This window comes from Nonomuraea sp. NPDC050663, assembly GCF_044456985.1.
Lineage (GTDB): Bacteria > Actinomycetota > Actinomycetes > Streptosporangiales > Streptosporangiaceae > Nonomuraea.
The window spans coordinates 34,098-46,707 of sequence record NZ_JBITGL010000030.1 but is presented as its reverse complement, the minus strand read 5'-3'; the positions used below and the strand labels follow the sequence as shown (position 1 = coordinate 46,707).

13 protein-coding genes are annotated in these 12,610 nt (G+C 62.2%); 10 read left to right on the top strand and 3 right to left on the bottom strand.

What is annotated here, in order from left to right; genetic code table 11:
- Positions 1-164: 164 nt before the first annotated feature.
- The 4 genes from ACIBH1_RS47270 (at position 165) to ACIBH1_RS47255 (ending at position 7,771) form a co-directional block, all read left to right on the top strand.
- Positions 165-1,037 carry a DUF2382 domain-containing protein gene (locus tag ACIBH1_RS47270; protein ID WP_397320690.1) on the top strand — a complete coding sequence of 291 codons (873 nt, stop codon included), beginning with the start codon at positions 165-167 and terminating at the stop codon, positions 1,035-1,037.
- A gap of 1,468 nt (positions 1,038-2,505) precedes the next feature.
- Complete coding sequence (locus ACIBH1_RS47265; protein WP_397320689.1) at positions 2,506-2,718, top strand: hypothetical protein; 213 nt, start codon at positions 2,506-2,508, stop codon at positions 2,716-2,718.
- A gap of 93 nt (positions 2,719-2,811) precedes the next feature.
- On the top strand, positions 2,812-5,607 hold the full coding sequence (locus ACIBH1_RS47260; protein ID WP_397320688.1) for a DEAD/DEAH box helicase: 2,796 nt from the start codon (positions 2,812-2,814) through the stop codon (positions 5,605-5,607).
- 7 nt (positions 5,608-5,614) lie between these two features.
- Positions 5,615-7,771 carry a site-specific DNA-methyltransferase gene (locus ACIBH1_RS47255; protein ID WP_397320687.1) on the top strand — a complete coding sequence of 719 codons (2,157 nt, stop codon included), beginning with the start codon at positions 5,615-5,617 and terminating at the stop codon, positions 7,769-7,771.
- Between the two features lie 332 nt (positions 7,772-8,103).
- Here the strand turns inward: ACIBH1_RS47255 and ACIBH1_RS47250 are convergent, their stop codons facing one another.
- A complete protein-coding gene (locus tag ACIBH1_RS47250) occupies positions 8,104-8,400 on the bottom strand; it encodes a GntR family transcriptional regulator (protein WP_397320686.1) in 297 nt (98 codons plus the stop codon).
- Between the two features lie 49 nt (positions 8,401-8,449).
- Here ACIBH1_RS47250 and ACIBH1_RS47245 point away from each other — a divergent pair, with 49 nt between their 5' ends.
- The gene (locus tag ACIBH1_RS47245) at positions 8,450-8,689 is read left to right on the top strand and encodes a hypothetical protein (RefSeq protein ID WP_397320685.1); all 240 of its coding nucleotides are present in this window, start codon (positions 8,450-8,452) and stop codon (positions 8,687-8,689) included.
- Here ACIBH1_RS47245 and ACIBH1_RS47240 read toward each other — a convergent pair.
- Together ACIBH1_RS47240 and ACIBH1_RS47235 are read right to left on the bottom strand one after the other, a co-directional pair.
- A complete protein-coding gene (locus ACIBH1_RS47240; RefSeq protein WP_397320684.1) occupies positions 8,670-9,503 on the bottom strand; it encodes a hypothetical protein in 834 nt (277 codons plus the stop codon). The two genes, ACIBH1_RS47245 and ACIBH1_RS47240, sit on opposite strands and share 20 nt — an antisense overlap.
- Before the next feature lies 1 nt (position 9,504).
- The gene (locus ACIBH1_RS47235) at positions 9,505-10,350 is read right to left on the bottom strand and encodes a hypothetical protein (RefSeq protein WP_397320683.1); all 846 of its coding nucleotides are present in this window, start codon (positions 10,348-10,350) and stop codon (positions 9,505-9,507) included.
- Positions 10,351-10,687: 337 nt separating this feature from the next.
- Between ACIBH1_RS47235 and ACIBH1_RS47230 the strand changes: the two genes are divergently transcribed.
- From ACIBH1_RS47230 to ACIBH1_RS47210, 5 genes are all read left to right on the top strand, one after another.
- Positions 10,688-10,837 carry a hypothetical protein gene (locus ACIBH1_RS47230; protein WP_397320682.1) on the top strand — a complete coding sequence of 50 codons (150 nt, stop codon included), beginning with the start codon at positions 10,688-10,690 and terminating at the stop codon, positions 10,835-10,837.
- Positions 10,838-10,896: 59 nt separating this feature from the next.
- The gene (locus tag ACIBH1_RS47225; protein WP_397320681.1) at positions 10,897-11,091 is read left to right on the top strand and encodes a hypothetical protein; all 195 of its coding nucleotides are present in this window, start codon (positions 10,897-10,899) and stop codon (positions 11,089-11,091) included.
- The gene (locus ACIBH1_RS47220) at positions 11,088-11,354 is read left to right on the top strand and encodes a WhiB family transcriptional regulator (RefSeq protein WP_397320680.1); all 267 of its coding nucleotides are present in this window, start codon (positions 11,088-11,090) and stop codon (positions 11,352-11,354) included. Before ACIBH1_RS47225 ends, ACIBH1_RS47220 begins: the two co-directional genes overlap by 4 nt.
- A 188-nt stretch (positions 11,355-11,542) precedes the next feature.
- Entirely contained in the window at positions 11,543-11,707 is a 165-nt protein-coding gene (locus ACIBH1_RS47215) for a hypothetical protein (protein WP_397320679.1), read from the top strand.
- The gene (locus tag ACIBH1_RS47210; protein WP_397320678.1) at positions 11,704-12,495 is read left to right on the top strand and encodes a hypothetical protein; all 792 of its coding nucleotides are present in this window, start codon (positions 11,704-11,706) and stop codon (positions 12,493-12,495) included. The genes ACIBH1_RS47215 and ACIBH1_RS47210 overlap by 4 nt, the downstream gene beginning before the upstream one ends.
- Positions 12,496-12,610 lie beyond the last annotated feature (115 nt).

Sequence of the window (12,610 nt, the reverse complement as noted above, 5' to 3'; positions counted from 1 at the left end):
CCAACACCCAATGCCAGAAAAGCCCCCTTCGTCACCATCTGCGCCACACACCATGGTTTGACACGGCTTATAGCCCGACATTCAGGTTTGCCCCCGCATAGGGCATCTCGCAGATACCGGCCCTCCCCTCGGGCATCTGGCTGAGTGACCAAGGGGGGATAAGCATGATTACCCAGACGCAGATCGACAACCTGATCGGTATGACGGTCTACGACACCAACGGGGACAAGGTCGGCGAGGTGAAGAACATCTACCTCGACGACGACTCCGGCCAGCCCGAGTGGATGACCGTCAAGACCGGCTGGTTCGGCATGCACGAGTCCTTCGTGCCGCTCCGCTCCGCCACCCGGATGGACGACAGGGTGCAGGTGGACTTCGACAAGTCTCACATCAAGGACGCACCGCGGGTCGACGCCGAAGGCGGCCAGCACCTGTCCCAGACCGAAGAGCACGAGCTGTACCGCTACTACGGCCTCACCCAGGGCACCGGCCTCACCTCGGGCACGGCGGGCCCGGCGGGCACCGGCCCCACCGTCCCCGGCCAGGGCACCCAGCCAGGCGCCACGATGCTCACCCCGGCCACCTCCACGAACGCGGCCTCGATCCCCACCCAGAGCCAGGTGGGCGATGACGTATCGCGCGACCTGACCGACGACGCCTCACTGACGCTGTCGGAGGAGCGCCTGCGCGTGGGCACCGAAAGCTACGAAGCCGGCCGGGTACGGCTGCGCAAGTACGTCGTCACCGAGCAGCAGCAGGTGACGGTACCCGTCACCCACGAAGAGGTCCACATCGAGCGCGAGCCCATCACCGAAGCCGAGCGCGCCCGGGCCATGGCCGACGTGGACATCTCCGAGGCCGAACACGAGGTGACCCTCCACGCCGAACGCCCCATCGTCGACACCGAAGCCGTCCCGGTGGAGCGGGTGCGCCTGGTCAAGGAGGAAGTCACCGAGCAGGAAACCGTCTCGGGCGAGGTGCGCAAGGAGCACCTCGAAACCGACGGCACCGTCGACCCGCCCGAGGAGCGCTACTGACCGGGAACGCCCCTGCGACCGCACGCCCGCTCCGGCGGGTGTGCGGCAGCGCCGCCGCTAGGCACGCCGGGCTGATCACTTCGGATCCTTCGCCACCCTGGCCGCAGCCCTCATCTACTACCGCCAAATCCCCAAAGGGGACGGTGTCTTAGACACACAGAAGCCCCCTGATGCTCCTCAGGGGGCTTCTGACCTGGAGCCGCCTTCGGGATTCGAACCCGAGACCCCTTCATTACGAGCGATTCAAACAAGTGTTCCGATCATGGCGACGTGTTCCGTGACCTGCAACCAACCGTCCACCGGCGTCCGCCCGCGTCCGTGATCAACTGCCGCCGTTGGCACCCAGTTGGGCACCCAGGCTGAACCACTTGGCAAAGTCTCCACCTGCGACCTTCAACAGAACCTTGTAGCTTCTTCCGTCGTCACCTCCCCGAACGCAAGCATGCGCGCCCGGCACCTGCTCGCCATCGAGCGTGAAGCGCGATGAGAAGGGGACCCTTGACCGACATCAGCGACCTCCCTCCCGCCGCCTACAGCCGAACTCGTCCCGTACCGCCGCCTTGATGGAACCGCCGCTACGCCGCGACCGGCCTCACAACAGGTCTGGGCATCTCGATCGCTCTCGCAGTCCTGGCGTTCGCTCCCGGCCCTCCCAAATCGGGGGCTCTCACTGGGCACGTGAGGACGGCATCCCCTTCACCATCCTCCAGCCCCATGCCGCAGCCGACAGTGGCTGTGACCCGAATCGTCGCTGCACCCCCATCCCCTCCGCAGGCGTCTCCACCTACGTCGAGATCGACGCCGTCGGTGAAGCACCGCGTAGGCGCCCCACGCACCGCCACGAGGGCCGCCAGGAGCACCGCGAAGGTCGAATGAAGGAGGAACCCCGGGCGCGACCGCGCCCGTTCTGCTCTCGCTTCGACGGCGTGCGCCGGCGTGTCTGTCGCGCTCTCCTCGCGGGGAGACGCTGATCCCCCGTGTTTCAACCCATGCGATCCCCTTCACGCGACTGCCGGGGACACCAGGGACAGCCTGTCCCCGGCAGTGTCCCTCAAATGAGCGCCTGTTTCCGCAGGTCAATCCTAATACGGGGACGCCAGGGACACTGGGGACACGTACCGCACCCCGTTAGGAGAGCGTGGGGGCTTCAGCTGGTCTATGTAGTGCGATCTGCGCGAATGTCACACTGCCCAGCCGCGAGCAGCGAGATCATCCCCACGGGTCTCGCCACGACTGTCCCGTGTGCCTCGATCAGCTTCAGCAGTAGTTCGTGAACTGCGTGGGGCGTGATCGTGACCTTGGGGGTCATGGTTATTGCGCCGTTGACCTGGGATTATGGCTGCTGATGGTTGTGGTTGTTCACGGTTGCTTCTCGCTGCGGTGTGCCCTGGATGTGCCCTGATCTTGAAGCAGGTCGAGTCGGTGGCCAGCAATGGAGCCCTGTGCCAAGGCCCGACGAAGGAGGGCGTTGGCGGCGATCGCCCCGGCCCATGCGGTGGGTACCGAAGTCGGCGATCGTCATGGCCTCAACCCGCTCACCTGGGTCGCCCCTGCAGCTCGTAATCAAGTTGATATGACCAATAATGCTAGCGAGTTCGACGTTGCAGCGGCGTTCTACGCAAGGCTTGTCCTCATGGGAAGGCGACACTTGGCCCAATCGGACGATTTTGGTCGTGCCTGATAAGCCATTTTATCCCATAAGCAGGTCTATCGGACTTGCGGGTCCTGTGTCATTATCGCGATCCACCGATCACCAAGCGAGGTGTCGGACCTCGTGAATCGAACTCCGATCCACGAGGTCTTCTTGGCGTGGGCGGAGACGGGCGCGGAGGAACCTGCATTGCAATATGAGCTATTCGACTACCAGGAGTCCGCAGCGGCCGCCGTATCCAAGCACCTCATTAAGGCTGCTCGTGACCACGTGGACGATGCTGATGAGCTTACAGCCGTGGTGCTGGCCGCGCCGACGGGGTCCGGCAAAACGGTCATCGCGACTTCAGTGATCGAAGCGGCCCTCGATGGCGATGAGACTACTCCGGGCATCGAGGACGCGACTTTTCTTTGGGTTACTGACGATCCCTCGCTAAATCGGCAGACCCTGCACAAGATGATGGCCGCCTCTTCGGCGTTGGCCCTGAACCGACTGATCACAATCGAGCACGATTTCGATGAAGAGGTCTTTTCCTCAGGTCGGGTCTACTTCCTAAACATTCAGAAGCTCAGTGCTTCAGCTACCTTATCTAGGTCACAGGTCGATGGACGAACCTACTCCCTCTGGGAGACCATCAGCAACACAGTAATAAAACGGCCATACGGATTCGTAATAGTAGTTGACGAGGCGCATCGTGGTATGGCGACAGCGCGTAAGACCAGAGATACCATCGTCACCCAGATCATCGGGGGTGGGGGCACTGGCCGCCCTCCAGTGCCGGTAGTTTGGGGGATTTCTGCAACCCCAAGGCGGTTCCTGTCAGCCATGTCCGAGCTCGGACGCACCACTAAGGCCCATTCGGTGCGGATCGAAGATGTTCGAGCCTCGGGTCTTCTAAAGGATCAGATCGTCCTGGGCCATACGCGTGGAGTCGATGCGGCCGAATCCACCTTAGTGCGGCACGCGGTAAAGAGGGTGCGTGAGTACGACCGCAAGTGGTTCGAGTACACCACGTCGACATCCGAACTACCGGTACATCCCGCTCTGGTGGTTCAGGTTGCCGACAAGCCGAGTGGTAAAGAGCTCGGCGATTTAGTCAGTACCATCCTCGAAGAATGGCACGAGATCACCGCCAACAACATCGTGCATACGTTCGCTGATCATACGCAGGTGGAGGCAGGAGCGTATCAAATCGCTTGGTGTCCACCGGAGGACATCCAGGACCGAAAAGATATCCGCGTCGTCCTATGCAAGACCGCTATAACTACCGGCTGGGATTGCCCTCGAGCTGAGGTTCTGCTCTCGCTACGCGTCGCCAAGGACATTGATTTGATCACCCAGGTCATGGGTCGTATGGTGCGTACTCCCTTAGCTCGGCGCATCTCCACGGACGAGGATCTGAACGCTGTTCACTGCATATTGCCAAAGTTCGACCAAGCCGCGGTTGATGCTATCGCGGACCGTTTCAAGGCTGGCGATGAAGAAACGCTTGCATCCGGAACCAAGGTAGTCACCAAGCCGATTGAGTTGACACGTAACCCAACGTTGAACTGCGACACGCAGGCCGCTGCCGCTATCACTACCGCGGTTGAGGACGGGACTGCGACCGATGTTAGTTTTTGGCAGGAACACGAGAACATAAGTCCATCCAGGCCTGCCGCACCTACGATGAAAAATGATCGGAGAGCCGAAGCTCGATCTGATACAACGCTGCCGGGAGCTAGAGGGCTGGCGCAGGAAGGGCTGTTCGCTGTTGCCGCACCAGACCAGGCGTTGATCGCTACAGGGGACAAGAGCGTTTTCGATATCATCGAAGCCCTTCCCTCTTACACCATTCCACGTCGAACGCGTTCGCGTTCAGCGATCCATCGGCTGTTCAAGTTGGCATTCCTACTGGCAGTAGAGTATGACGGCAAATCCATTGAGCCGTATGCCCTGAGGCGCGCTCGCAACGCGCTCGTGGCAGTCATCGATGCCCACCGAATCGACCTGGAGACAACAGGAGAACTCACGATTCTGCGAGAGCGAGCCGCCAGCGCGCGGTTGTTCGAACGCGCCGTGAGCTTGGCAAATCTAGGCGAAGGTCGGAGTGAGACGGATACGGTTCTTCATCTCGACGCCCGCGGCATCGGCATTCTCATGGATCGGGCGCGCGCTGCTCTCCCGGAGGGTCTGGCAAACGACTACGTGGATCGCTTGGCTCAAACGGATGAGGACGTGGCCGAAGCGATGATTACAACCATCGCACTAGCCAGTGATCCGAAACTTCCCGAGCAGATAGAGCTACACGCGTCCCGAATAGTCGAGGAATGGTTTACTACCCACGGCTCGGCCATTACTCGGCTTCCTGATGGAGAGAAAGATCGCTTCGACCGTATAAAAGAAGAGTCCGACCAGCCATTGTTGACCGCCATCCGCCTACCTACTCGGCGGACCGAAGAAGCCGAAGGAACGGTATGGGAGCGCCACGTACTCTCGGATGCAAACGGTAATTACCAGATCAAACTTAGAGATTGGGAGGAACACGTACTCGGCACCGAACTTGAAGCTGGGGCGATCGCTTGGTACCGCAACCCGCCCAGTGGCCGCCACTCCTTGCAGATCCCATATGTAACGGCAATGGGCATATCCGGGCTAGCACCAGACTTCATCTTCATCAGTCGCATCGGGCACAAATTGGTCGCAGGCCTTATCGATCCACACGGCACACATCTGGCGGATTCGGTGCCCAAACTCAAGGGCCTAACTGTATATGCCACCAAACATGCCTCGCGATTCCACCGTATTCAATCCATTGCCAAGCTCGAAGGTACCTACTGGATGCTAAATCACCTCGACGCACAGGTGCGTGCGGCAATAGAGACATATCAGGGCGGCGACGCCGCTGATCTATTTCGTCAGTTTGGAATTAGTTACTGAGGCAGCTATGGCGCACATCGATAATCTAATTGCCACAATTAAAGACCCACAACTACGTGACGCCCTGCGTGCGGAATACGAAAAGATCAATAAGACACGGCGCTTCGGATTGGTCTTCGACCGACACCAACCCGAAACTATCGTCCTTCCGGTTTTCCCGGTCCGGATCGGCGACAAGGTCCAGGCGTTGGCTGGGGATGCAAAAGACCGTACTGCTGTCGACGGCACAGGAATCTGGACGGTCATCTCGATTGGCCGGGAGGAGGGCAAGGCGAGGCTGCGCGACAACGATGGCAACACCCGAAACGAGCAACTTGACCGGCTTGTAGTGACGCGCGAGTTTGGCGACCCGATTTATCCCGGGCTGAAATCTACAGATGTGATAATTCGCGGAGGTGGCGTAGAGGGGGATCCCGGAGGAAAACCTTTTCACTCGGTTATAAACGGGGAGAACTATCATGCCCTGCAGGCACTACTCTTTCCCTACGAAGGTTTAGTAGATGCGATTTATATCGACCCGCCATACAACACCGGCGCTCGCGATTGGAAGTACAACAACAACTACGTCGACGAAGCCGACCCATACCGGCACTCCAAGTGGCTAAGCTTCATGGAGAAGCGTCTCCAACTGGCTAAGCGCTTGCTTAATCCAGTCCGGTCGGTGCTCATTGTGACTATAGACGAAAAGGAGGTTCATCGCCTCACTCTTCTTCTTGAACAATTATTCCCTTCTAGCAAGATTCAAGTGGTTACCTCCGTTATGAGTTCAAAGGGGGTTATCCGAGCCCGTGAGTTTTCCCGCGTAGACGAGTACATCATCACAGTCCTGATCGGCGATGAGTCGGTGACTCCATGGGACAAGAGTATGCTAGAAGGGGGCACCCTCAGAGGGAAAAAGTCAAGTGCCGTAGAATGGCTACCCCTTCGACGTCGTGAACCATCTAGCACGAGGGCATCACGGCCTAACCAGTTCTACCCAATTTTCGTTCGTAAAAGCGATGGGTCTCTCTATTCGATTGGTGACTCTCTAGGGGTGCGCGATGACCGACACTCTGTAGTTGTTCCAGTCGGAACCATTGCAGTCTGGCCACTGAAGCCGAGCGGCGAGGAAATGGTTTGGGGGGTTCGCCCGGAGAGCTTGAGGCGTTTATGGGATAAAGGCTTCGCTCGCTTGCGGAACTGGAATCCACAGAAACAAACTATCTCTGTGCAATACCTTCCCGCCGGCACAGTGGCTAATATCGAAGAGGGGCAGATACGCACACTCGGCTACGATGAAGACGGCTCCGTTCAAGCAGAAAGAGTAGAAGATAAGGCCGTCATGCCAAAGACGGTGTGGAACATGGATTCTCATAACGCCGAAAATTATGGAACGCTCCTGCTGAAAAAGCTAATCCCTGGCCATCGTTTTCCTTACCCAAAGAGCCTCTATGCCGTAGAGGACGCGCTCCGCTTCTTCGTGAGGTCAAAGCCAGATGCTTTGATTCTTGACTTTTTTGGCGGATCCGGAACTACCTTGCATGCGGTCGCACGGCTTAATCGGCAGGATGGCGGCCAACGCCGATGCATTATTGTGACCAATAACGAGGTGTCCGCAGCCGAAGCCGTACAACTGCGCACCGAAGGTTTGAATCCAGGTGACGCCGAGTGGGAAGCTTTAGGGATCTGCGCTCTCGTGACAATCCCCCGCATTCGGGCAGCCATCACTGGTATGACCTCAGAAGGAGACCAAATCGAGGGGAGCTACAAGTTCAGCGACCCCTTTCCGATGAGCGAAGGATTTCCTGAGAATGTGGAATTCTTCGACCTTACCTATGAAGATCCGGCCCTGGTTTCATTAGGCCGTCGGTTCGCAGCAATAGCGCCGCTACTCTGGCTCATGGCTGGCGCGAAGGGCGCCCGTGTCGACAGGATTGACCCGAGCGGGTGGGCGCTACCTGAGGATTCAGCATATGGTGTCTTGTTCGATACCTCTACCTGGCCCGGGTTTATCCGCACAGCCGCGAACCGGAGCAGATTTGCCGTGCCTCTCACCCATGTATTTGTCGTTACGGACTCAATCGTGGAGTTTCAACAGATCGCGGGTCGGCTAGACCAGAGTTTATCGATCAAGAGGCTCTATGCCGACTACCTGAGCAGCTTTGAGATCAACAACAGCCAATGAGTCCTGGCTACGCCGTGCACTCATCGAGTCTGCGCTCGCCTGGGTTTCGTCCGTTGATTGACCGCGCGCGGGCGGTGCCGGCCGGGACCGGCCGAAGAGCCGCATGCCCGGTCGGCTGGCCGACTGGCGCGCGAGGCGGGCTGCCGTAGGCGGCTCGCCCTTGAGGTTGTGGAGAGAATCCTCTTCCACCAATGGGTTTCAAATGGGTTTCAGCCTGTGCAAGGCATCCCATCGTGATCGCCGAGACACCCCTCCCGGCAGCGTCTTCAGGAGTCCGTGCCCCCGCCACCAAGATGAAGCACCGGGGCACAGAGAAGCCGCGTGAACAGCAATCAGCTGTCCGATGATGTCGGCCACTGCTCGCGAGGGGAGACGAACGTCCCGCGCTGCGGCAGCGTGAACACCCAACCCTGGCCACGCAAGTACTCCACGGCCTGGCGGGCCGTGTCACGCGCCACGCCGTGCTCCTGGACCATCTGCGACTCGGACGGGATCTGGTCCCGCACCTGGAGCTTGCCCGCGCGGATATCAGCAATGACCAACTCAGCAAGCTGCCGGTAGATAGGCGTCGGGTCAAAGCGATCAACAGTCACCTTGCGGACGTTAACCACGTCGCCCACGCTGCTCATATGGGCGACGTGGTAGACGAGGTAGACAAGGCCAACGTATGGTCACCTCATGGCCACCAGCACGAATGACCTTGGCTGGACCGCATACACCCCGCACGGAATCCGGCTCAGGGTCCGCGACATCTATCGCCACGGCGCAATCGAGTACGAGCTATGCAGCGAGGGCGGCCAGATGCTCATCCGCCGTCTGGACTACGAAGGGAAGACGACGGTCGTTTCGGAAGCCTGCCGCGGCCTGGCCAGGGACACCGAGGCCGCGTGGGCAACCCTCATTCGCTCGCTGTGCTGAATCCCCAGCACAGCGCGATTGTGGCGTCGTCGCTCACCTTGTACCGAGGCCATTGCTGCTTGCTCGCGTCCGCCAGCTCGATCTCACGCACCCGGCGAAGCCATGCCTCCGGGCCGTCGGCCGCGAGCATCGCCAGAGCCCTCCCCCACTCCATCGACTGGTAGACGTCGACCAGGCATGAGGCCCCGTCCGACATGACCGCGACGGTCCGCACCTCCCCAAGGGGAAGCGACCCGGCCACCGCGTGCTGTGCAGCCTCCGGCACGGCCCCGGCCAGCCAGTAGCCGCCCTCGACGTTCCGAAGCCTGCGCTGCGTGGTGATGAGCTCCTCCATGCGCTCCTTCTGATCCTCACTCCCCGGCGTCGCGAGCTTGGCGGCAAGGGACAAGTCCCCCACGAGGGCATCGACGCGCTTGTCTGAGATGACCTCGACGCCGGCCCCGGTCTCGATGGCGATTGTGGCGTCCGAGAGCACTAGGTAGTCGAGCTGTTCACCGTACGGCCGCGCGATGGCCACGGTCGCCGAGGGCGTGCCGTCGGCAGTCAGATCGCAGGTGTCGGCGTGGCTTAAAGCCACACTCTGAAGCGCCTCAAACAGCACGCCACGCAGGTCCCGGCCCGGCTCCCGAGAAGCCGCCGCCACGATCTGCGTGGCCAGCGAGTTGGCGTACCACGGGGTGCCGTGAATGCACCCCGTGGCCAGTCGGGACGTGCTCACGCCATCAACGACCGCCACGACGCCCGAGGTGGCCGCTACGGCATCCTCATTGGCCACATCGACAGACCCGGCCAGCGTGGCGAAGGACACGTCCATGTCAGGCCCCCGGAACCAGGTAGTAATCGGAAGCCAGCCGCGTGGCCACGATCTCCCGGCCGGTCGTGCCCGGGTCGAAGTCGCACTCGATGATGGCTGAGAAGCGCTTGCCCTTGAGCTGCTTGTACATGTCCGCGATGTTGTGCTCCAGGAAGTGCGCGATGCCCGCCTCGCCGACCGCGTGGATACCGGCGCCGTAGAGAAAGGTCCCCTTTCCATCGGGCCGACGAAGGCGGGCCAGATACGCATAGTCCCGCGGCTCCCCCGCGTCCATCGGCGAGCGGAACACGCGGCCCGCCCGGTGGTCGATGAGGTGCCACCCCTGGTCGTCTTTGTCGAAGGAGATCGACTCATCCGACTCGATGACCTCGCGCAGGTTGGGGAAGTGGCGCGGACCGCACATGACGAACAGGTTGTCGCGGTTCAGCCGGACGAAACCCCCGCTTGCCTCTACCTCTGAGGTGGCATCGAGACCGAGCACCTTCGCCAGTTGGCGGATGCGCTCGAAGGCAATCAGGTCATCATGCGGCACGACCGGTTGAGGGTCAGGCCGTCCGGTTTCGAGCTTGCCGACCATCACCACGGTGAGCATGTCGGTGCCGAGGAACGCGCGCTCAGGCGCTGGTCCTGACTTCAAGAGCTGGCCGACACGCTGACGGGTCATCCCGAGCGCCTCGCCGATCTGGGTGTTGTTCATGCCACCGTCCACGAGCTCTAGCAGCGCCTCGCGCCGGACTCGGGCCAGCTCTTCCCCGCCTTTCTGGAACTCGTCGTGGACTCGCCCGGCCTCCTTGGCCCGTTCGAGCGGCTCCTTGATGCTCAGCACCTTGAGCACGTCTGGGTGCATCTGACCCTCCATCGCTACGGGGACTTAACAGTAACACGCAAGGGGGGCTTGACATCAGCCTTGAGTGATGGTCAGCTACTCTACGTAAGCGCAAGTCCCCCTTTCGCTCGTTGCGAAGGGGAGACTTGCGCGAACGGAGCACAGCCGGAAGACCAGGGATTGGCGGCATAGCCGCGCGCCGACGGGCTGGAGCTCACGCCACTTCCATAACTCCATCCGGGCCTCGCCTCCCACCGAAAAGGCGAACCACCAAGGACCTCGATCCCTGCGATTCCGCTCACGGACCGTGGCGCCACACGAGGCGCCACGGACCCCGCCCTTACTCGAAGGAACACCCGTGGAAATCCGCCTCACCGGCACCAGTTCCGAAGTCGCCGACGCTGTCCTTCACCTGCGCGACGTCTTCACCGTCACCGCCGCATCCGGCCTGTGCTCGCAGGCCACCGACGCACCCGTCCGCATCTACCTGGAGCTTCAGACCTCATGATCTCCCGCCTGTCTGAACAGATGTCAGCCGCTCTGTCCTGTCTGAAGGGAATCCTCACCATGCCCAACCGGTCCGCCTACGCCGGTGTCTCCTGGACCGCTCCCGACGCCTACGGGGTCCAGTGGACCTGCGGAATCTGCGACGGCGCGGAGGAGTGCGCGCCCGGTTACGAGCCGCCCTCACCGCCCGTCTGCTCCACCTGCGCCCGGCTCTGCCTGCTGGACGCGCTCAGCGCCCTGGGGGTGGCGCTGTGACAGCCAGCATCGCCCCGGTCCTGGCCGCCGGTCCCGTCTGCCAGCCGGCCGACGCAGACCTGTTCACCGGCCCCGGCTTTGACGAATCCGAGCCAGTACGGCAGGCACGCGAAGCCCGCGCCAAAGCCATCTGCCACACCTGCCCCGCCCGCCCGGAGTGCCTGGACTACGGGCTCGCTCTCCAGCCCACCGAGGGCGTCTGGGCCGGATACACCGCCTGGGAGCTGTACAGGCTGTCCTACCTGCTCAAGAAGGTGGCCTGAGATGGGCCGCTACCGCTGCGCCGACTGCGGCCAGCGCTCAGCTTCCGTCATCGGCTGCCGCCGCTGCGGCAGCACGACGGGCCGCCAGACGGCGCACTGCCCGGTTCACGGACCGACCGGCCGCCCCATCCCCGGCTGCATGCCCTGCCGCCGAGACTTCCGCGCTCACCACTGAGAGGAGAACGAACATGCTCACACTCCACCTGCTCTACGACGACCTGGCCCTCTGGCTCAAGGTTCGCCGGATGATCCGCCACCGCCAGGCCGACTGGATACTCGCCATCTGGGCGTCCGACCCGGCCAACTGGTGCGCCAAACCGGCCTGCTCCCGCTGCTGGGGGTGCCACTCATGACCAAGACGCCATCACGCTGGCCCCTGCTTCTACTCGCCCTCCCCGCCGCCGTGGCCACCTGGTCCGGCTGGGTCGGCCTGGGCCGGATGACCGGGTTCGGCAAGGTCACGCCGCTGCCCGGCATCGCTGACAGCTTCGTCATCGACACCGCCATCACACTCCCGATCGGAGTGGAGACGTACGCCGCGTACGCACTCGGTGCCTGGTTCTCCTCCGCCGCCGCGATCAGTCCGAGCACCCGGGCCTTCGCCAAGTGGTCGGCGATCGGGTCGCTCGCGCTCGGGATGCTCGGGCAAGTCGCCTATCACCTGCTGGAGATTGCCGGGCAGACCAAGGCCCCGGTCCTCATCACGACCGTGGTCTCGTGCCTGCCCGTCCTCGTGCTCGGCATGGGCGCCGCGCTCGGGCACATGCTCGCCCGCGATCTCCGCACCGACCCTGCCGGGGAACCGCCCGCCGAGATCACCGAGGACATCAAGCCCCTCACCGAGGCGGCCAAGCCGACACGCCCGGCCCGACCCAGGCCGCCCCGCCGTACGGCCAAGGCACGGCGGACCGCGACACCCACGCCTGACGTGGACGACCTGATGCCGGTCGGCTGGCAGATCGCCGCCGAACTCGACCGCGAGGGCGTGCCGCTCACCCGCGAGCGACTCAAGGAGGCCATCAAGCAGACCGGTCAGAGCATCTCGACCGACCGCGCCGGGGCACTGCTGGCCCGGCTCAAGGCCGAAGCCCCGACCGGTCCGGACACCACGGTCGGACCGCTTCCGGCTGAGGCCGCATGACCGCCCGATCGAGCGCGGACGCTAGGCGGTCCGACCGCTCAAACTCAACAGCCACCGACCGCACAACCAGCGAACAGGGCACGGCCCCAACTCCGCCAAGAACCGTGACCGTGCC

Coding starts and splice junctions, on each gene's coding strand:
- ACIBH1_RS47270 (WP_397320690.1), top strand. CDS start 165: ATGATTACCCAGACGCAGATCGACAACCTGATCGGTATGACGGTCTAC.
- ACIBH1_RS47255 (WP_397320687.1), top strand. CDS start 5,615: ATGGCGCACATCGATAATCTAATTGCCACAATTAAAGACCCACAACTA.
- ACIBH1_RS47250 (WP_397320686.1), bottom strand. CDS start 8,400: ATGAGCAGCGTGGGCGACGTGGTTAACGTCCGCAAGGTGACTGTTGAT.
- ACIBH1_RS47245 (WP_397320685.1), top strand. CDS start 8,450: ATGGCCACCAGCACGAATGACCTTGGCTGGACCGCATACACCCCGCAC.
- ACIBH1_RS47240 (WP_397320684.1), bottom strand. CDS start 9,503: ATGGACGTGTCCTTCGCCACGCTGGCCGGGTCTGTCGATGTGGCCAAT.
- ACIBH1_RS47235 (WP_397320683.1), bottom strand. CDS start 10,350: ATGCACCCAGACGTGCTCAAGGTGCTGAGCATCAAGGAGCCGCTCGAA.
- ACIBH1_RS47225 (WP_397320681.1), top strand. CDS start 10,897: ATGCCCAACCGGTCCGCCTACGCCGGTGTCTCCTGGACCGCTCCCGAC.
- ACIBH1_RS47215 (WP_397320679.1), top strand. CDS start 11,543: ATGCTCACACTCCACCTGCTCTACGACGACCTGGCCCTCTGGCTCAAG.
- ACIBH1_RS47210 (WP_397320678.1), top strand. CDS start 11,704: ATGACCAAGACGCCATCACGCTGGCCCCTGCTTCTACTCGCCCTCCCC.